The 19,349-nt window shown below is 68.4% G+C and carries 19 protein-coding genes; 12 read left to right on the top strand and 7 right to left on the bottom strand.

The window, feature by feature from the left end; all coding sequences use genetic code 11:
- Position 1: 1 nt before the first annotated feature.
- Complete coding sequence (locus AC5Y36_RS18810) at positions 2-385, bottom strand: DUF5313 domain-containing protein (RefSeq protein ID WP_500042450.1); 384 nt, start codon at positions 383-385, stop codon at positions 2-4.
- Between the two features lies 1 nt (position 386).
- Complete coding sequence (locus tag AC5Y36_RS18805) at positions 387-824, bottom strand: limonene-1,2-epoxide hydrolase (protein WP_500042449.1); 438 nt, start codon at positions 822-824, stop codon at positions 387-389.
- 68 nt (positions 825-892) lie between these two features.
- Between AC5Y36_RS18805 and AC5Y36_RS18800 the strand changes: the two genes are divergently transcribed.
- Both AC5Y36_RS18800 and AC5Y36_RS18795 read left to right on the top strand, forming a co-directional pair.
- Positions 893-2,065 (top strand): glycosyltransferase, encoded by a 1,173-nt coding sequence (locus tag AC5Y36_RS18800; RefSeq protein WP_500042448.1) that lies wholly within the window; start codon positions 893-895, stop codon positions 2,063-2,065.
- A 9-nt stretch (positions 2,066-2,074) separates the two neighbouring features.
- Entirely contained in the window at positions 2,075-2,269 is a 195-nt protein-coding gene (locus AC5Y36_RS18795) for a DUF3046 domain-containing protein (protein WP_500042447.1), read from the top strand.
- Between the two features lie 5 nt (positions 2,270-2,274).
- Here the strand turns inward: AC5Y36_RS18795 and AC5Y36_RS18790 are convergent, their stop codons facing one another.
- Positions 2,275-3,912 (bottom strand): PPE family protein, encoded by a 1,638-nt coding sequence (locus tag AC5Y36_RS18790; protein WP_500042471.1) that lies wholly within the window; start codon positions 3,910-3,912, stop codon positions 2,275-2,277.
- A 312-nt stretch (positions 3,913-4,224) separates the two neighbouring features.
- Here AC5Y36_RS18790 and recA point away from each other — a divergent pair, with 312 nt between their 5' ends.
- Both recA and recX read left to right on the top strand, forming a co-directional pair.
- Positions 4,225-6,366 carry an intein-containing recombinase RecA gene (gene recA, locus AC5Y36_RS18785; RefSeq protein WP_500042446.1) on the top strand — a complete coding sequence of 714 codons (2,142 nt, stop codon included), beginning with the start codon at positions 4,225-4,227 and terminating at the stop codon, positions 6,364-6,366.
- Positions 6,332-6,874: a recombination regulator RecX gene (gene recX / locus AC5Y36_RS18780; RefSeq protein ID WP_500042470.1), complete on the top strand. Its 543-nt coding sequence runs from the start codon at positions 6,332-6,334 to the stop codon at positions 6,872-6,874. Before recA ends, recX begins: the two co-directional genes overlap by 35 nt.
- 29 nt (positions 6,875-6,903) lie before the next feature.
- Here recX and AC5Y36_RS18775 read toward each other — a convergent pair whose 3' ends face one another.
- The 3 genes from AC5Y36_RS18775 to AC5Y36_RS18765 all read right to left on the bottom strand — a co-directional run bounded on the left by AC5Y36_RS18775 (position 6,904) and on the right by AC5Y36_RS18765 (position 10,212).
- Positions 6,904-9,432, bottom strand: a complete 2,529-nt coding sequence (locus tag AC5Y36_RS18775; RefSeq protein ID WP_500042445.1) for an arylsulfatase — start codon at positions 9,430-9,432, stop codon at positions 6,904-6,906.
- A 72-nt stretch (positions 9,433-9,504) separates the two neighbouring features.
- Positions 9,505-9,876, bottom strand: a complete 372-nt coding sequence (locus tag AC5Y36_RS18770) for a DUF4345 domain-containing protein (protein ID WP_500042444.1) — start codon at positions 9,874-9,876, stop codon at positions 9,505-9,507.
- A gap of 96 nt (positions 9,877-9,972) precedes the next feature.
- Positions 9,973-10,212, bottom strand: a complete 240-nt coding sequence (locus AC5Y36_RS18765; protein WP_500042443.1) for an Rv1893 family protein — start codon at positions 10,210-10,212, stop codon at positions 9,973-9,975.
- A 140-nt stretch (positions 10,213-10,352) separates the two neighbouring features.
- Here AC5Y36_RS18765 and miaB point away from each other — a divergent pair, with 140 nt between their 5' ends.
- Both miaB and AC5Y36_RS18755 read left to right on the top strand, forming a co-directional pair.
- Positions 10,353-11,825: a tRNA (N6-isopentenyl adenosine(37)-C2)-methylthiotransferase MiaB gene (gene miaB, locus AC5Y36_RS18760; protein ID WP_500042469.1), complete on the top strand. Its 1,473-nt coding sequence runs from the start codon at positions 10,353-10,355 to the stop codon at positions 11,823-11,825.
- Positions 11,822-12,415 carry an Rv2732c family membrane protein gene (locus AC5Y36_RS18755; RefSeq protein ID WP_500042442.1) on the top strand — a complete coding sequence of 198 codons (594 nt, stop codon included), beginning with the start codon at positions 11,822-11,824 and terminating at the stop codon, positions 12,413-12,415. The genes miaB and AC5Y36_RS18755 overlap by 4 nt, the downstream gene beginning before the upstream one ends.
- Before the next feature lie 55 nt (positions 12,416-12,470).
- On the opposite strand, the gene AC5Y36_RS18750 is transcribed toward AC5Y36_RS18755, so the two are convergent.
- Positions 12,471-13,781 (bottom strand): DUF349 domain-containing protein, encoded by a 1,311-nt coding sequence (locus AC5Y36_RS18750; protein ID WP_500042441.1) that lies wholly within the window; start codon positions 13,779-13,781, stop codon positions 12,471-12,473.
- Positions 13,782-13,972: 191 nt separating this feature from the next.
- On the opposite strand from AC5Y36_RS18750, the gene AC5Y36_RS18745 reads away from it, so the two are divergent.
- From AC5Y36_RS18745 to dapF, 6 genes are all read left to right on the top strand, one after another.
- On the top strand, positions 13,973-14,881 hold the full coding sequence (locus AC5Y36_RS18745; protein WP_500042440.1) for a DMT family transporter: 909 nt from the start codon (positions 13,973-13,975) through the stop codon (positions 14,879-14,881).
- Between the two features lie 143 nt (positions 14,882-15,024).
- Positions 15,025-15,945 (top strand): DMT family transporter, encoded by a 921-nt coding sequence (locus AC5Y36_RS18740; protein ID WP_500042468.1) that lies wholly within the window; start codon positions 15,025-15,027, stop codon positions 15,943-15,945.
- 20 nt (positions 15,946-15,965) lie between these two features.
- A complete protein-coding gene (locus AC5Y36_RS18735; protein ID WP_500042439.1) occupies positions 15,966-16,868 on the top strand; it encodes a DMT family transporter in 903 nt (300 codons plus the stop codon).
- A 9-nt stretch (positions 16,869-16,877) separates the two neighbouring features.
- Positions 16,878-17,549 carry a class III extradiol ring-cleavage dioxygenase family protein gene (locus AC5Y36_RS18730; RefSeq protein ID WP_500042438.1) on the top strand — a complete coding sequence of 224 codons (672 nt, stop codon included), beginning with the start codon at positions 16,878-16,880 and terminating at the stop codon, positions 17,547-17,549.
- Positions 17,546-18,472: a tRNA (adenosine(37)-N6)-dimethylallyltransferase MiaA gene (miaA, locus tag AC5Y36_RS18725; protein ID WP_500042437.1), complete on the top strand. Its 927-nt coding sequence runs from the start codon at positions 17,546-17,548 to the stop codon at positions 18,470-18,472. The genes AC5Y36_RS18730 and miaA overlap by 4 nt, the downstream gene beginning before the upstream one ends.
- Before the next feature lie 4 nt (positions 18,473-18,476).
- Positions 18,477-19,346, top strand: coding sequence for a diaminopimelate epimerase (gene dapF, locus AC5Y36_RS18720; protein WP_500042436.1), 870 nt, complete (start codon positions 18,477-18,479; stop codon positions 19,344-19,346).
- The last annotated feature ends 3 nt before the right edge of the window (positions 19,347-19,349 follow it).

Below are 19,349 nucleotides of genomic sequence, written 5' to 3'. Positions count from 1 at the left end.
CTCAGTCCCCCGGTCGCGGACCGTAACGCTCGATATAGCCCTGGTGGATGTGCGCATCGCGTTCCCGGCGGCGTTCGTCGGCCAATGCGGGGTCCAGATCGTGCACCCGCAACATGTGTTGGCGCCACACCCGGTTGAGTGCGTGGGAGAAATACACCAGCGGGATGAAAATCGGCAGTGTCATCGACAGGTGGATGTGAAGCGGTGCCGGTAGCAGCCAGAACGGGGCCAGGATCAGTACCGTCGGCACGGCTGCCCGAAGCATCATCCGGACGGTTGCTCCCTTGCCGGTGAGGTCCTGGATGACCCAATCCCGCATCGAATCCGGTAGCCGGTGCCCATAGCAGTACCGCAGGTACTGCAGCGCGTTGGGCTTGTTGCGCATCTTAGAAAGAGGCTCTCAGCGACGGGAAAACGGTGGCCGCGACGGCTCGCAGCGTCGCCTTAAACATGTCGAAGAAGTCGAAGTAGTCCCGCCACAAAGTGATCCGGCCGTCGTGCACTTCGAACACGCCGCACACCCAGAACTGCAGCCGCAACGGCCCGAAGATCAGCGCATCGGTGCGCTCGGTCAGCACGGCGTCCCCCTCGGACGCGATGCGGTGAATCTTCACCTCGAACCCGGCCCGGCCCTCCATCCGTCGGAACAGCTTGATGGCCGTCCGGCGACCGTGGATCGTCGGCAACCCGACGTTCTGATAGACCAGGTCGTCGGCCAAGACGGCGTTGGCGGTGTCGTAGTCCTCGTCCTGCAGCGCCTCAAGGAAGCCTTCGACCGTGCGGGTGTTCTCGATGGCGGTCAGCTCGGCGGTTGGTTCGGTCATCCTGCCAGCCTAAAGCGTGAGGCTGAGCCCGGCTACGCGACGCCGATCCGCTGTGGCACGGTAGGGCGGTGCGTGTCGTTGTGGTCGCCGGACCCGATCCCGGGCATTCCTTTCCCGCGATCGCGCTGTGCCGGCGATTCGCCGCTGCCGGCGACGTCGCGACCCTGCTGACCGGCGCCGAATGGCTGGCAACCGCGAACGCCGCCGGCGTGCCTGCCGCCGAATTGCTCGGGCTGGATCCCACCGAGGACGACGACGACCTCGACGCCGGGGCCAAGATCCATCAGCGGGCCGCGCGGATGGCCGCGCTCAATGCCCCGCTGCTTGGCGACCTGGCACCCGATCTGGTGGTCTCCGACGTCATCACGGTGTGTGGCGGCATGGCCGCCGAGTTGCTCGGCATCCCGTGGATCGAGCTCAGCCCTCATCCGTTGTATCTGCCGTCGAAGGGGCTGCCGCCGATCGGCAGCGGGTTGGCGCCGGGCACCGGTGTGCGGGGCCGGCTGCGGGACTCGGCCATGCGGGCGATGACGGCGCGGTCTTTGCGGGCCGGGCTGCGGCAGCGGGCCGAGGTCCGCACCGGGATCGGCTTGCCGCCGGATGACCCGGGCCCGATGCGCCGGCTGATCGCCACCCTGCCTGCGCTGGAGGTGCCCCGTCCGGACTGGCCGGCCGACGCGGTGCTGGTGGGGCCGCTGCACTTCGAGCCGACCGACCAGGTGCTGGCGGTGCCGCCGGGATCCGGACCGCTGGTGGTGGTGGCACCGTCGACTGCGTCGACTGGGACGCAGGGAATGGTCGAGGTGGCGCTGGACTGCCTGGTGCCCGGGAAGGTACTGCCCGAGGGTGCACGAGTGGCGGTGTCCCGGCTGGGCGGTCCGGACTTGACGCTGCCGCCGTGGGCGGTCGCCGGGCTGGGGCGCCAGGACGAGTTGCTGGCCCGGGCTGATCTGGCGGTCTGCGGTGGGGGACACGGAATGGTGGCAAAGTCGCTGCTGGCCGGGGTGCCACTGGTGGTGGTTCCCGGCGGCGGAGACCAGTGGGAGATCGCCAACCGGGTGGTGCGCCAGGGCAGTGCGCAGCTGGTGCGGCCGTTCACCGGCGATGCGCTGACGGCGGCGGTACGTGCGGTGCTGGGCTCGCCGAGCCACGCCGAGGCCGCCCGCCGCGCCGCGGCCAGCGCCGGCGAGGTAGCCGATCCGGTGCAGGTGTGCCATGACGCACTCGTGGGTGCTGGGTAGGTTGGACGCGTGCGGCTGACGGAATTTCACGACCGGGTCACGTTGCGGTTCGGCTCCACGTACGGGGCTTCGGTGCTGGTGGATCACGTGTTGAACGGCTGTGACGGTCGCACCGCCGCGCAGGCGATCGAGGAGGGTGTCGAGCCGCGTGACGTGTGGTGGGCGTTGTGCGCCGACTTCGACGTGCCGCGCGATCAGTGGTGAGTCGCTTATCGCTGTTCAGTGAGCTGCCCGGTTCGGGTTGCCCAGGTTCCCGGCAGCATCGGCGCCGGTGGCGGCCCGCCGAGGGAATCGTCGGCCGATCGGATCAACCCTGCGGCGGCGGCGCTGTTCTCGGTCTGGGTACCGGCGAACCCCAATAGGCCCGCGGACCGGTCCGTAGCGGCGGGTGCTGAACTCGGGGGCGCGGCCCAGTCCGGGTCGACGCGGACGTCCATCTCCAACGTGCCGCGGCCCTCGCGCCGCGCGGCCCGCCGAAGCCGCCGGGCCCGCGCGGTGCTGCGGGCCGACGCCTGCGATGCCGCTGCGGCCGCCGCACTATCGGGCTCGGGTACCTTGCGTTGGGCACCGGCACCGGTACGGGTTCCCGAACCGAAGCCGATACCGGGCGGTCCCACCGCATAGGGAGCGACCAGCCCCGCCCCGCCGGGCGCGGGAGGTGCCGACGGCGGCGCGGAGCCCGCGACGGTGCCGGCCGTGGGGCCCGCCGTCGGCGCCGGCGCGGTCGCCGGTGCCGTCGGTAGCGGGCCCATTCCCGCCGCCGGTGGGGCGCCGGATGCGGCGGGTAGCGCTGCCGGCATGACGGGCTGCGGGACGTCGGGCAACCCCGCCAATCCGGCAAGCCCGGCGAGACCGCCGACAGCGCCGGCGGGGGCCAGCGCGCTGCCCGCGACGGCCAGCAGCAGCGGCGCGGACTGACTGATCGTGGTTGTCAGCTGAGCGATGTGGGTGGGCCAATCGAACAGCGCCAGAGCTACCAGGTATTGCACGGCCCGCAATGCCTGTGTTGGGTCTTGCGACATGTAGAGGAAGTCCTCGAACAGTTCCAGAGACCGCGCCAGATACCAGATCGGTTGGGCAGCGTTCGAATAGTAGTCGTAGACATGCCCGTTGAGCATGCCCGCGGCCGGATCCCAATTCACTCCGAAGTTCTGCAGGATGTGCGCGACGAAGTCGGTCAACACATTGGAGACCATCGGGTCGTGCGCTGTGACACCGTCTTCGATGCCGAGGCTCTTCAGGATGGGTTGCAGGAGGTCCAACCAGCCCTGCAGCGGATTCTGTGATGCTGCAGGGTTATCCGACGATGCCGAGTCGAGGATTTGCGGCGCCGGGTCGGCCGGCGAGGCCGCCGCGGTGGCCGCTGCGGAGACCGCCGCATAGCTGGTCATGGTGGTGGCGGCCTGAATCCACATCCGTACGTAGTCGGCCTCGTTGAGCGCGATCGCGATGGTGTTGATCCCGAAGAAGTTCGTCGCCAGCAAGGTCGCGTGGGTGGCGTGGTTGGCGGCCAGTTCGGTCAGCGTCGGCATCGCCGCGAGCGCGGCGACGTAGGCCGCGGCGGTGGTTTCGTGTTGGGCGGCGTTGACGGCGCTGGCGGTGGCTGCCCGCAGCAGCCACGCGATATAGGGCGTGTGGGCGGCGGCGTAGGACTCGGCGGCGACACCGTCCCACACGTCGGCCTGTGTGACGGTGATCAGGGCGGTGATCTCGTCGGCGGCGTCGGCGTACTGGGCGGCGAGCGTCCGCCATGCGGCGGCGGCGGTGAGCAGCGGCCCAGGTCCGGGGCCGCTGCTCAGGAGCGCGGCATGCACCTCCGGCGGCGTCGCCATCCACGGTGCCTCGATCACCGGCCACCCACGATGTGATGCGGTGTCGCTCCGAGCACTGCACTCCTCCACCAACAAAAAGTTTCGGCTAGCCTAACTTTTATATTTGCGGCTGCGGATAAAAGCAACACCGGGGCTTCGCGAATCTCGGGTCCCGCCCGGCCGAAGGCGCACGGCGTGTCGGGGGTTAATCGAACACGCGTTCGCCTACTGTGGGGATTGTTCGACCGGCGCGGCGTTGGTCAGGACGACTTGTCAGACCCAGTGGCTAGCGTCGCGGCCAACCGACCGGAACCGGTCAACCGAACACCGAACTACAGGAGAAACACCATGGCGCAAGCACCCGACCGGGAAAAAGCTCTCGAACTGGCGATGGCCCAGATCGAGAAAAGCCACGGCAAAGGCTCGGTGATGCGCCTCGGCGACGAGGTGCGTCAGCCGATCTCGGTCATCCCGACCGGGTCGATTGCCCTGGACGTCGCGCTGGGCATCGGCGGCCTGCCACGCGGTCGCATCGTGGAGATCTACGGCCCGGAATCCTCGGGTAAGACCACCGTCGCACTGCATGCGGTGGCCAACGCCCAGGCTGCCGGCGGAATCGCGGCATTCATCGACGCCGAGCACGCCCTGGACCCCGACTACGCCAAGAAGCTCGGGGTGGACACCGACTCGCTGCTGGTCTCCCAGCCCGACACCGGCGAGCAGGCACTCGAGATCGCCGACACGCTGATCCGCTCCGGCGCGCTGGACATCCTGGTCATCGACTCGGTGGCCGCGCTGGTGCCGCGCGCCGAGATCGAAGGTGAGATGGGCGACAGCCATGTCGGTCTGCAGGCCCGGCTGATGAGCCAGGCGCTGCGGAAAATGACGGGCGCGCTGAACAATTCGGGTACCACCGCGATCTTCATCAACCAGCTGCGGGAAAAGATCGGAGTCATGTTCGGGTGCATGAACTACAGCACCCGCGTGACCCTTGCCGACGGCAGCACCGAGAAGATCGGCAAGATCGTCAACAACAAGATGGACGTCGAGGTGTTGTCCTACGACCCCGTTGCCGACCGCTTGGTGCCGCGCAAGATCGTGAACTGGTTTGACAACGGACCTACCGAGAAGTTCCTGCAATTCACGGTCGAGAAGTCCAGCGGTAACGGCAAATCGCAGTTCGCCGCTACCCCCAACCACCTCATCCGCACGCCGGGTGGCTGGACCGAAGCCGGTGAACTGATCGCCGGTGACCGCGTGTTGGCGGCCGAACCGCACCTACTCAGCGAGCAGCAGTTCCAAGTCGTTCTCGGCTCGCTAATGGGCGATGGAAATCTCTCACCCAATCGGCGTGACCGCAACGGTGTCCGGTTCCGGCTTGGACACGGCGCTAAGCAGGTGGAGTATCTGCAGTGGAAGACCGCGCTGATGGGCAACATCGGGCACTCGATGCGTGAGAATGTCAAGGGTTCGCACTTCGTCGATTTCACTCCGCTTCCCGAACTGGGCGAACTGCAGCGCGCGGTGTACTTCGGGGACGGTAAGAAGTTCTTCTCCGAGGATTACCTCAAGGCACTCACCCCGCTCGCATTGGCTATCTGGTATATGGACGATGGCTCATTCACGGAGCGCTCCAAGGGATTGCAGGAACGTACCGCCGGTGGTAGTGGGCGGATCGAAATCTGTGTGGAGGCAATGACGGAAGGTACACGGACCCGGCTACGCGAGTATCTGCGCGATACGTACGGCCTGGAGGTGCGTTTGCGGCTCTCCGGTTCGGCCGGTAAGGCGGTGTTGGTGTTCTCCACCGCGGCTACGGCCAAGTTTCAAGAATTGGTGGCGCCGTACATGGCGCCATCGATGGAGTACAAGCTGTTGCCGCGATACCGCGGTCAAGGCACCGTGGTTCCGCAGTTTGCAGAGCCCATGCAGCGGCTGGTGCCGGCTCGGGTGCTCGATGTGCACGTCAAGCCACAGACCCGGTCAATGCACCGCTTCGATATCGAGGTGGAGGGTAACCACAACTATTTCGTCGACGGGGTGATGGTGCATAACTCGCCCGAAACGACCACGGGTGGAAAGGCGCTGAAGTTCTACTCCTCGGTTCGCCTGGACGTACGGCGCATCGAGACGCTCAAGGACGGCACCGACGCGGTGGGCAACCGCACCCGGGTCAAGGTCGTCAAGAACAAGGTTTCGCCGCCCTTCAAGCAGGCCGAGTTCGACATCCTCTACGGGCGGGGCATCAGCCGCGAAGGGTCGCTGATCGACATGGGTGTGGAACATGGCTTCATCCGCAAGTCCGGTTCGTGGTTCACCTACGACGGCGAGCAACTGGGGCAGGGCAAGGAGAACGCCCGCAACTTCTTGCTGGAGAACGTCGACGCGGCCAACGAGATCGAGAAGAAGATCAAAGAGAAGCTCGGCATTGGCGCCGTGATGACCGATGACTTGGCTGATGGCGTCCTGCCCGCTCCCGTCGACTTCTGAGCCTTCTGAGCCTTCTGAGTCCGCCAACCGCGAGGAGCAGGCGCGGGCATTGTGCCTTCGCTTGCTCACCGCGCGGGCGCGCACCCGGGCCGAACTGGCCGGTCAGCTGACCAAGCGCGGATATCCCGACGACGTGAGCGTCGCGGTACTGGACCGGCTGGCCGCCGTCGGGTTGGTCGATGACGCCGACTTCGCCGAGCAATGGGTGCGGTCGCGGCGGTTGCACGCGGGGAAGGGAAAACGCGCGCTGGTCGCCGAGCTGCGCACCAAAGGTGTCGACAACGACGTGATCAGTGCCGCGCTGGACGGCATCGACGCCGACGCCGAACGCGACCGCGCCGAGCAACTGGTACGCACCAAGCTGCGTCGGGAGAAACTCGACGACGACGACGTGCGGGTCGCTCGGCGGCTGGTGGCGATGCTGGCCCGCCGGGGGTATCACCAGTCGATGGCCTACGACGTGGTCAGTGCCGAACTGGCCGCCGAACGCGAGCGTCGGCGGGTGTAGCGGAAGTCTGCGCGTGACGCCCAGGAGTTTTAGTCGCGCGAAAAAGCGGCCGCGGCCTCTTTCTGCAGGTCGGTGAAGGCTTCGTCGCTAACGTCGATAGCGACGACGTGGATCGTTCCGCCGCTGAAGGTGCCCGGGTTCTGGTACTGCGGAGAAACGTTGTCGCCGCTGTCGTACCCGACGCACAGCCCGTCGCCGCCGAGGGTGAACGTGCCGATCTGGGCGCGCATCGGACCCTTGGCGACCGCCTGAGCGTCGACATAAAGCACGGTGTTGCCGAGGGATTCACCGTATTTGCCGGCACTTTCGCGGGTGAAGGCCATCCCCAGCGTGTGCTTGCCGGGTGTCAGCGCAGCGGAGACAAAGTCTTGTTCGGGTTTGATGCCCAGAAAGTTGTAGACGTAGTGCAGCTTGTTGTCCTTGATGAACAGGGCGTGCCCACCGAACCGGGAGCCGTGCGCGAAGATCACCCCTTGCGCATCCGCGGCGAGCTCGACGTTGGCGATGATCTTGTATGACCGCCCGCGAACGTTGGCGCCCACGCCCTCGGGCACCGGCGCCGCATCCGGATAGTAGAGGTAGCGGGTGCGGCGCGGCTCGAAAGACGGCCGCTGAATGCTGAGCAACTCGATCGCGGTGCGGTCATCGAGGGGCAGGACGAAGTTGTTCTTGGCCTCCTCGTTCCACGCGTCGATCAACTCCTTGAGTTTCTCGGGATGCTGGTCGGCGACGTTCTTCGACTCGGAGCGGTCTTCGTCGACGTGGAAGAGCTCCCAGCGGTCCTGATCGAAATGACCCTTGCCGCTGATCGGTGCGTGCAGCGCGGCCGCTTTCCAGCCGTCGGCCCAGATTCCGCGGGTCCCCAGCATCGCGTAGTACTGCCGCTTCTTGGCGGTCGGTGCATCGGCGGCGTCGAAGCTGTACTGCATCGAGACCCCGTTGACCGGATATTGCTTGACGCCGCGATACTCCTCCGGCATGCCGATGCCGGTCAGGTCGAGGATGGTCGGCACGATGTCGGTGGCGTGGTGGTACTGGTGGCGTACCTGGCCTTTGGCTTTGATCCCCTTGGGCCAGTGGATCACCATCGGGTCGCAGGTGCCGCCGGAGAATTGCGAATAGCGCTTGAACATCTGAAAGGGCGTGGAGAAGGCGACCGCCCAGCCGGTCGGATAGTGGTTGTAGGTATCGGGGGTGCCCAGCACGTCGATGTCCCGCATGTTCTCCGCGAGATCGTCGGGGTAGCCGTTGAAGAACTTGTTCTCGTTGACCGAGCCGTTGGGGGAGCCTTCCCCGGAGGCGCCGTTATCGGCGCAGTAGAAGATCACCGTGTTGTCGAGTTGACCGGTCTGCTGCAGGTAGTCGACGATCCGTCCGACCTGGGCGTCGGTGTATTCGGAGAACCCGGCGTAGACCTCGGCCATCCGGGAGAACAACCGCTTCTCGTCGGCGTTCAGCGAATCCCACGGCCGCACCGAATCCGCTTGCACGGCCACATCGTCGGGCAACGGGTTCAGCGGGGTCAGGACGGTGCCTTTCGGCATGATGCCCCGGTCCACCATCCGCGCCAGCGCCCATTCCCGATACGCCTCATAGCCGTCGTCGAACTGGCCCTTGTACTTCTCGGCATACGCCGCGGGGCTGTGGTGCGGCGCGTGGTTGGCGCCGGGACAAAACCACATGTACCAGGGCTTGGACGGATTGCTGGACCGTTGATCGCGCAACATCCGCAGGGCCTGGTCCGCCAGATCTTTCGACAGGTGGTAGCCGTCGTCGGGACTGCTGGGTTGCTCGATGAATCGATTGTCCTCGACCAGATCCGGGTACCACTGGTTGGTTTCTCCGCCGAGGAATCCGTAGAACCGGTCAAAGCCTTTCTGCAGCGGCCACTCCGATTTGCTGCCCCCGCTGGAGACGTCCTCTTGGGGCACATTGTGGTTTTTGCCCACCCAGAAGGTGCTGTAGCCGTTGTCCTGAAGCACCTGCCCGACCGTCGCGCACTGGGCGGGCAGGCGGGCTGCGGCGCCCGGGTAGCCGTCGGATCCCTCGGTGATCGAGGCGAAACGGTTCACATGGTGATTGCGACCGGTCAACAGGCAGGACCTGGTGGGCGAGCACAGCGCGGTGGTGTGCCACTGGGTGTAGGTCAGCCCGTTGTCGGCCAGGCGCTGCATGGTCGGCATGTTGATGCGGCCGCCGTAGGGCGACCACGCCGCCATCCCGGTGTCGTCGAAGAGCACCACCAAGACGTTGGGCGCGCCGGCGGGGGCGTGCTTGAGTTCGAATGGGCCCCAGTCCGGCTTCGAGTCGCGGACGTCGAGGTTGATCGTGCCGTCGAAGCCGTCGTTGATCCCGGTCCCGTAGCCCGGCGGGCCGCCGTTGCCGGCGTCCTTCATCCTCTCGCCGTTGTCGCATCCGGCGACGAACGGGGCGGCGGCGGCACTGGCCCCGGCAGCGGCGATCCCGCCGAGAACCGCACGCCTTGACAGCTTCCCGAAGGTGCGGCCTTCGGCCTCGGTCTTGTCGGGTGTGGACTGCGCGTCGTCTGTCGGCTCCATGCGAAGCGAGTATGCAGCATCCGTGTGGTGCAGGTGACCCGTTCGGGCTGAACGGAACTGGCTGCTACCGGCTCAGGTCAGTGCGGCGGCAACAAACATCGCGGCCGCCGCGACGGACTCGATCCAGAAGTACAGCCACACCGGGAACAACGGGGTCGAGGTGTCGGCCAGCCGGGACACGACGCGTCCCACCGCCATTCCGGCCAGCGCAGCTCCCACCGTCACCAACACGCCGGGACGGATACCGGGAGCTGACAGCGCCGTGAGCAGTACGCAGGCGATGGCAACACCGAAACCCCCGTAGACAGCCCTGATTTCGGATCGTGTCTGCGGTGTTTCGATGACGAAGCCCAGCGGGCGCAAAATAGCCGCCGGCGCGATCAGCGCGTACAGCCCCATCGCCAAGAAGAATGCGGCGACCAGGCAGATCAACAGCGTCGGCATGGGGCCTCCGGCGGGCGCATCGACCGGATCCGGGTCCCGGCCGACCACTGACGGCCCGGCCGGCCGCGCGCGGCAGGTGCCGTACCGGTCGGGGTTTTACTCGGCGTCGTCGACGTCCTCGTCGATGTCCTCGTCAGAGCCGGTGAGGGCTTCCTTGGCCCGGTCCACGGCGTACGTACCGATCGAGATGGAGTCCTTGACGATGGCGCTGGTGCCGCCGGCCACGTCGCCTCGGATGATGTGGCTGACGTCCTCGACGATGTCCGAGGCCTTTTCCACCGAGTTGGTCGCGATATCGCGGACGGCGTCGAGCGCGTCCTTGGGTTTGAAGGCCATCAGAGTCTCCTGTCCGATTGCGGTTAGTACGACTGTAGCCGGGGTCAGACGCTGTGGCTCGGTCATGCGGGCCGCGGTCGCCGAAATAGGAGCCGACGGTCGCTGCGCCGTACCATGGGCGCGTGACATCGACGGCGGACATGGCGGTGCGCACCTACCAGGTGCGCACGTACGGCTGTCAGATGAACGTCCACGACTCCGAGCGGCTGGCCGGACTGCTGGAAGCGGCGGGCTACCAGCGTGCCCCGCAGGGCACTGACGCTGACGTGGTGGTTTTCAACACGTGCGCGGTGCGCGAGAACGCCGACAACAAGCTCTACGGCAACCTCAGCCACCTGGCGCCCCGCAAGCGCGACAACCCCGCCATGCAGATCGCGGTGGGCGGCTGTCTGGCGCAGAAGGACAAGGACGCGGTGCTGCGCAAGGCGCCGTGGGTCGACGTGGTGTTCGGCACCCACAACATCGGGTCGCTGCCGACCCTGCTGGAACGCGCCCGGCACAACAAGACCGCCCAGGTGGAGATCCTCGAATCGCTCAAGGAGTTCCCCTCGGCGCTGCCCGCCGCCCGCGAATCCGCCTATGCCGCCTGGGTGTCGATCTCGGTGGGCTGCAACAACACCTGCACCTTCTGCATCGTCCCGTCGCTGCGGGGCAAAGAGGTCGACCGCAATCCGGCCGACATCCTGGCCGAGGTGCGGGCGCTGGTCGACACCGGTGTGTGCGAGATCACCCTGCTGGGCCAGAACGTGAACGCCTACGGGGTCTCGTTCGCCGACCCGGACCAACCCCGCGACCGCGGCGCCTTCGCCGATCTGCTGCGTGCCTGCGGAACCATCGACGGCCTGGAACGGGTCCGGTTCACCTCCCCGCATCCCGCCGAGTTCACCGACGACGTCATCGACGCGATGGCCGAAACCGCCAACGTGTGCCCGACGCTGCACATGCCGCTGCAGTCCGGTTCGGACCGGGTGCTGCGCGCGATGCGGCGCTCCTATCGCGCGGAGCGCTACCTGGGCATCATCGAGCGGGTTCGGGCGGCCATCCCGCATGCTGCGATCACCACCGACCTGATCGTCGGGTTCCCCGGCGAGACCGAGGAGGACTTCGCCGCGACCCTGGACGTGGTGCGGCAGGCGCGCTTCGCGGCGGCGTTCACCTTCCAGTACTCCAAACGTCCCGGCACGCCGGCCGCCGAACTGGACGGGCAGCTGTCCAAAGCGGTCGTGCAGGAACGCTACGACCGGCTCATCGACCTGCAGGAGCAGATCTCGTTGGAGGAGAACCACGCACAGATCGGACGCACCGTCGAACTGTTGGTCGCGGTCGGTGAGGGGCGCAAGGACGAACGTACGGCCCGGATGAGCGGACGGGCCCGTGACGGACGGCTGGTGCATTTCGCCCCCGGCGATCAGCAGGTGCGTCCCGGCGACGTCGTCACCACCGTGGTCACCGGCGCCGCCCCGCACCACCTGCTCGCGGACGGACCGTTGCTGAGCTACCGGCGGACCCGCGCCGGTGACGCGCACGAGGCCGGACCCCGCGGCGTCGGGCTGGGGATGCCCGGGATCGGACGGCCCGCGCCCGCCGCCGAGCCGGCAGGCTGCAGCCGATGAGCGGCAACGAGGCATTCGACGCGTACAAGGCGGACCTGGAAGCCGCCGAACGCCGGGTCGCACGTGAAATCGACCCGGGGGCGAGAGCTCTGGTGGTCGCGATCGCGGTGCTCGTGCTGATCGCATCGTTCGCGCTGCCGCATACCGGCCATGTGTGGGGTTGGGACGTGCTGTTCGGCAGCGACAACGCCAGCGCGGCCGCGGTGGCGCTGCCGTCACGGCTGTTCGGCTGGCTGGTGCTGGTGTTCGGGGTCGGGTTCTCGATGTTGGCCCTGCTGACCCGGCGCTGGGGGGTGGCGTGGGTGGCACTGGCCGGCTCGGCGGTGGCCAGCGCAACCGGGTTGCTGGCGGTGTGGTCGCGGCAGACGGTGGCCGCGGGTCATCCGGGGCCCGGTATCGGGCTGATCCTGGCGTGGCTCACCGTTATCGTGCTGACGTTCCACTGGGCGCGGGTGGTCTGGTCGCGCACCGCGGTGCAGCTGGCCGCCGAGGAGGAGCGCCGCCGCGCCGCCGCGCAGCGCCAGTCGAAGACGCTGCTGGACGATTTGAACCCACCCGACCAGGAGACCCCTCCCGGCGAGCAGACGTAAATGTGCTCATATCCCGCGCGAATGCGGCACATTTGCGTCTGTTCGCGGTGAAAAGCTAGCTCTTCAGGGCGCCCTCGGCGGCCTCGGCCCACTGCCGCCACTGGGCGGCGTTCGCGCTGGCCTCGTCGGCGTCCTTGTCCCGGCCGGCCGTCCGTGCCTTCTCGGCCTGCTGCTCGAATTGTTCAGCGCGAGCACGGAACTGCTCGGCCCTGGCCTGTGCCTGCGGGTCGCTCCAGTCCGATTCGGCAGCTTCACGCACCTTCTTCTCGACTGCCCGCAACCGCCGCTCCAGCTCAGCGGAACGCTCCCGCGGCACCTTGCCCGCGGCCTCCCAGCGATCCACGATCGACCGCAACGCTGCCCGGGCGGCGTCATGGTTGGTCGTGTCCAGCTTCTCGGCCTCGGCCAGCAGCGACTCTTTGACGACGGCATTGGCCGCGAACTCGGCGTCTTTCTCCGCGTTCACCGCGTTGCGGGCCGCGAAGAACGTGTCCTGGGCGGCCTTGAAGCGCTGCCACAGCGCGTCGTCGACGTCCTTGGCGGCGCGACCCGCCGCCTTCCACTCGGTCAGCAGGTCCCGGAACGCGGTGCGGGTGCCCGCCCAGTCGGTGGAGTCGGCCAGCTCCTCGGCACGCACGCACAGCCGTTCCTTGGCCTGGCGGGCGCCGGCGCGCTCGCGGTCGAGTTCGGCGAAATGCGATCCGCGCCGACGGTTGAAGGTCTCACGGGCTGCCGAGTAGCGCTTCCACAGTGCATCGTCGGTTTTGCGGTCCAGCCCGGTGACGGTCTTCCATTCGTCCAGGATCGCCCGCATCCGGTCGCCGGCGGCCTTCCACTGTGTGGCGTTGGCGGCCAACTCCTCGGCCTCGGCCGCCAGCGCTTCCTTGCGGGCGGTCGCCGCGGAGCGCTGTTCGTCGCGCCGGGCCCGTTCGCCGGCCGCAACGGTCTCGGCGTGCTCGCACACCGCGCTGAGCCGGGCGGCCAGGGCGTCGACGTCGCCGAGCACGCTCGCCGACGGCAACCCCTCTGCCAGCGTCGTCGCGGTGGCCTTGATCTTGCGGGCGTCGCCGTTGCCCGACGTCAGCCGCTCCTCCAGCAGCGTGACCTCGGTACTGAGATCGTCGAAACGCCGCCCGAAGTGGGCGAATGCGGCCTCGGTGTCGCCGGCCTGCCAGGAGCCGATGACCCGCTCCCCGGCGGACGTGATCAGCCATACGGTGCCATCGGCGTCGACCCGCCCGAAGCGGTGCGGATCGCTGGGAGGGGGTACGGCGACGGGATGCGCGGTGGGACGGGGACCGGGGCCCGGGCCGGGCCGCGGGCCCGGACGTGGCCCGGGGCGGGGCGAGTCGTTGCCGGTGGTCATGCGTTACCTCACCTACCCTTCGCGCGGGAACCCCCACGCACCTGCCGCGCACCGCGGCGCCGTCGACAATAATTCTCCGGAGGCCAAGCCCCCCTGGTATTGAAGCAGGTCGGGGGCCGCCGCGTCGCAACCTTACGGTTGCTGGGCGTAAGCCGGTGCAACGGTCATCGGGTAACGCGAGGAGGTCGGCGATGGCGAAGACGGATATCGCCGTGTTGCTCGCGCTGGGTGCGGCGCTGCTGATCGCCATCGGCGACGTGGTCCACCAACAGTGCGCCCACACGGTCACCGACGAGCCGGTAGGCAACATCGGGCTGTTCGCCCGGCTGCTGCGCGACACCCGGTGGTGGATGGGCAGCCTCGTCTCGGCCGGCGGATTCGGGCTGCAGGCGGCCGCCCTGGGATTGGGTTCGGTGCTGCTGGTGCAGGCGCTGTTGGTGACATCGCTGCTGTTCGCGCTCCCGATCAACGCGCGGCTGGCCGGTCACCGGGTGTCCCGGGCGGACTGGGTGTGGGCCGCACTGCTCGCCGGCGCGGTGGCGGTCATCGTGATCGTCGGGCACCCGACGGCCGGTCAGTCGCGGGCGTCACCGGGCACCTGGATGGTGGTGGCCGCCGTGCTCGGGCCGGCGGCGGTGGCCTGTGTGCTGGGCGCCCGGCGCTGGCCGGGCCGCGGCGAGGCGGTGCTGCTGGGCCTGGTGTCGGGTGCGTCGTGGGGAGTGTTCGCGGTGCTGACCAAGGGTGTCGTCGACCTGCTCGGTCAGGGCCCGGCGGCGTTGCTGCGATCGCCCGAGCTCTACGCGTGGGTGCTGGTAGCGACGTTGGGCACGATGTTTCAGCAGTCGTCGTTTCGGGCCGGCGCGTTGACGGTCTCGTTGCCGACGATGACGGTGACCGAGCCGGTCGTGGCTTCGGCGCTGGGCATGGTGCTGCTCGGCGAGATACTGCGACCAGGGCAGATGGGCTGGTTTGCGCTGGCGGCGGCGGTGATCGGGATGGTCGTCGCGATAACCGCGCTGGCCCGCGACGAGGCCGCCGAGGCGCAGGTCGACAGCACCGGGGGTTCGATCGCCGTCGGCGACGCGCCAGTGCCTGGCTGACCGGCGGAATCGGCAGTAACGGTATGGTTCCGACCAGTACCGTGTAGCGGTCCGGCGCGTCATCCGCCTGTACGTTGGCGTAATCCGAGCAGGTCGAAGCGGGTGACGCCGGAAGTCAGTTGAGGAGGCCGCCTATGCCGTCGATGACGGCCGCGAATGTGATTGCGACGCTGCTCGCGCTGTGCGCGGCGCTGGCATCGGCGATCGGTGATGTGATCCGCCAGCGCTCCGCCCAGGAGATCACCGACAAGGCCGATGTCGGCCATTGGGAACTTTTCCAAATGTCGTTGCGCGACCCCAAATGGTGGGGTGGCGGTCTGGGCGCCGTCGGAAATTACGTTCTGCAAGCGGCCGCCCTGGCGGTCGGGTCGGTGATGTTGGTGACCGGGCTGCAGGTGACGGCCCTGTTGTTCGCGTTGCCGATTTATGCGCGCCTGACCGGTCAACGGGTGACCCGCTGGGAATGGCTGTGGGCGGCGGTGCTCGCCGCGGCGTTGGCGGTGGTGGTGATCGTCGGCGACCCGACCGCCGGGCAGGACCGGGCCGATTGGCGGGTTTGGGCGGTGGTGGCCGTGGTGATGGTGCCCGCGCTGGTGGTGTGTGTGCTGGTGGCCCGGATTTTCCGGGGCGGCCCGGTAGCGGCGGTGTTGCTCGCCGTGGTGGCGGGTTCGTCGCTGGCGTTGTTCGCGGTGCTGACCAAGAGCATTGTGGCGGTGGCCCATAACGGCGTTTTGGCGGTGCTGACCGCTCCCGAGCTGGTGCCCTGGGTGGCGGCCACGCTGGTCGGCATGATTTTCCAGCAGTCGGCGTTTCGTGCCGGGGCGCTGACCGCCTCGATGCCGACGATCACCGTCGCCAAGCCCATGGTGGCCACGGTGCTCGGCGTCCTAGTGCTCGGTGAGCACCTGCAAGCCGGCGGTATCGAGGACGTGGCCGTGGCCGTGTGCGTGGTCCTGATCATCGTCGCGACCGCAGCCCTGGCCCGCGGCGAGGCCGCCACCCTGGCTGCCAGCGCCGGGGGAAGCGACACCGCAGTGCCCACGCCTGCGTCGTCGAACAGCTGACGCATCAGCGAGGAGGTCAGGTGGCCAAGGCGGATATCGCTGCGCTGCTCGCGCTGGCCGCGGCGCTGGCATCGGCGATCGGCAATGTGATCCGGCAACGATCGGCGCAGGAGATCACCGCGCAATCGGTCGGTCACGTGGAACTGTTCCGCATGTCGACCCGCGACCGGCGCTGGCAACTCGGTGCCCTGGCCGCGATCGCCAATTACGCGTTGCAGGCCGCCGCGCTATCGCTGGGGTCCGTGGTGCTGGTGACGGGTCTGCAGGTGGCGGCACTGCTATTCGCGTTGCCGATGTATGCGCGGCTGACCGGTCAGCCGGTGACCCGCTGGGAGTGGCTGTGGGCGGGGGTGCTGGCCACCGCGTTGGCGGTGGTGGTGACCGTCGGTGACCCGTCCACCGGTGTCAACCGTGCCCCGCCCAACACCTGGATCGTGGTGGCGGCGGTGCTGGGTCCGCTGCTGATGCTGTGCGTGGTGGGAGCGCGGATATGGGCGGGCCGCCCGGTCGCCGCGGTATTGCTGGCCGCGGTCGCGGGTTCGTCGATGGCGCTGTTCGCGGTGTTGATCAAGGGCGTCGTCGACGCGACCGGCCGCGGCGCCGCAGCGGTGCTGGGTGCCCCCGAACTGTATGCGGCCATCGCGGCTGCGCTGGCCGGGATGATGTTTCAGCAGTCGGCGTTTCGGGCCGGCTCGTTGACCGCCTCCATGCCGACGATGATCGTGGCGAAACCGGTGGTGGGCTCGGTGCTGGGCATCATGGTTCTCGGCGAGGCACTGCAGATTCACGGTCCCGAAGATTTCGCCCTGGTGGTGGCGGTGGCGCTGGTGATCGTCGCGACGGCGGCGCTGGCCCGCGGTGAAGCCGCCTCCATGACGGCAGGCGAACCGACCCACCCCAGCGCCGCGCCGGCGACCAGCTAACTTGGTGGCGTGCTAGGCGCTATCGGGATCATTCCGTCGGCCCCTGTGCTGGTGCCCGAGGTGGCCGGCGCAGCCGCTGAGGTGGCCGACCTGCGGGCAGCCGTCCTCGCGGTCGCCGCGTCGCTGCCGGCGCGCTGGGTTGCGGTGGGCGCCGGCCCGCACGCCGATGAGGCGGTGTTCGGACCGGAGTGCCTCGGCACCTTCGCCGGCTTCGGGGTCGACGTGCCGGTCGGGCTCTCACCGCGGGCCGACACGCCCGTGGCGTTGCCGTTGTGCGCCCTGGTCACCGGCTGGGTGCGCGGGCAGGCGCAACCCGACGCCTGGGCCGAGGTCCGGGTGTTCGGCGCCGATCCGTGCGCTGCCGGGCGACGGCTGCGCGCCGAGATCGACGCGGCCGACGAGCCGATCGGTGTGCTGGTGGTCGCCGACGGCGTTAGCACGTTGACCGAGGCCGCTCCCGGCGGATACCACCCACCCGACATCGACGTGCAGCGCGCGCTGGACGACGCGCTGGCCGGCGGTGACGTGGCGGCGCTGACCGACCTGCCGGCACAGGTCGTCGGGCGGACCGGGTTCGCGGTGTTGGCCGGGCTGGCTGGGCCGGAGCCGCGTCCGGCCAAGGAGCTCTACCGCGGCGCCCCCTACGGGGTCGGCTACTTCGCGGGCGTCTGGCAGCCGTGAGACCGATCGCGATCGTCGGCCCGACCGGGACCGGAAAATCGCAGCTGGCCCTCGCCGTCGCCGAACATCTGGGGAAATCGGCTGAGATTGTCAATGCCGACGCCATGCAGCTCTACCGCGGCATGGACATCGGCACCGCGAAGCTGACCGTGCCGCAACGCCGCGGCATTCCTCATCACCAACTCGATGTCCTCGACGTCACGCAAACGGCGACGGTCGCCCGCTATCAGGGCGCCGCCGCCGCGGACGTCGAGGCGATCGTTGCCCGGGGCGCGGTACCGGTCGTGGTCGGTGGCTCCATGCTCTACATCCAGGCATTGCTCGACGACTGGACGTTTCCGGCCACCGACCCGGCGTTGCGGGCCAAATGGGAACAGCGACTCGCCGAGATCGGGGTCGCCGCCCTGCACGGCGAGCTGGCCGACGCCGACCCGGCGGCGGCCGCGGCGATTCTGCCCACCGACGGGCGGCGCATCGTGCGGGCGCTGGAAGTGGTGGAGCTGACCGGAAAACCGTTCGCCGCGTCCGCACCCACGATCGGCACCCCGCGATGGGACACCGTGATCGTCGGACTCGACGGTGACACCGAGCGCCTCGACGAACGACTGGCTGCGCGCACCGACACGATGTTCGCCGACGGGCTGGTCGACGAGGTTAGGACCCTGCTGGGCGCGGGGCTGCGCGACGGCGTCACCGCGGCCCGTGCGCTGGGCTATGCGCAGGTGATCACCGCACTGGATGCCGGTGGGGGAGAGTCCGCGCTGGCCGTGGCGCGAGAGCAGACCTTTGTCGGCACCCGCCGCTACGTGCGACGGCAGCGGTCCTGGTTTCGTCGCGACCACCGGATCCACTGGCTGGATGCCGAAGCCAGCCCGGCCGCCAACGTCGAGGCGGTCCTGCACAAGCACCGACACGTATCCTGAACAGGTGATGTTCGCCAAAGGCCACGGTACGCAGAACGATTTCGTGCTGCTGCCCGATCCGGACGCCGCGTTGGCGCTGACGCCGGGCGCGGTCGCTGCCCTGTGTGACCGGCGTCGCGGCCTGGGCGCCGACGGCCTGCTGCGGGTGACCACCGCCGGCGCGGCGCGGCACGCCGGCGTGCTCGAGCGGCTGCCCGACGGTGTCGCGGCCGGTGACTGGTACATGGACTACCGCAACGCCGACGGCTCCATCGCGGAAATGTGCGGCAATGGGGTCCGGGTGTTCGCCCACTACCTGCGGGCCAGCGGATGGGAACAGCGCGACGAGTTCGTGGTCGGATCGCTGGCCGGACCGCGGCCGGTCACCGTCCACCACGCCGACGCGACCGCCGCCGACATCACCGTCGAGATGGGCAAGGCCAACCAACTCGGAACCGGGGAGGCGATCGTAGGCGGCCGGCCGTTTCAGGGGTTGGCGATCGACGTCGGCAACCCGCACCTGGCCTGCGTGGACGCCGACCTGACCTCGGATGCCCTGGCAGCGCTGGACGTCGCGGCGCCGGTGTCGTTCGACGGGAGTCAATTCCCCGACGGGGTGAACGTGGAGATTCTGACCGCGCCGCATGACGGGGCGTTGTCGATGCGCGTACACGAACGGGGCGTCGGTGAAACCCGTTCCTGTGGAACGGGAACCGTTGCCGCCGCGGTCGCCGCGCTGGCATGGGAAGGGGCGGAGACCGGCACCCTGCTGGTGCGGATTCCCGGCGGAGAGGTCAGTGTCACCGTGACCGATGCCACCAGTTTCCTGCGCGGCCCTTCGGTGTTGGTCGGCCACGGCGAAATCGCGGAGCAATGGTGGCGCGGGCAGCGATAAATC

Source organism: Mycobacterium sp. NGS50 (assembly GCF_059812545.1).
The sequence above is the reverse complement of the archived record's forward strand: the minus strand, read 5'-3'. Positions and strand labels throughout refer to the sequence as shown.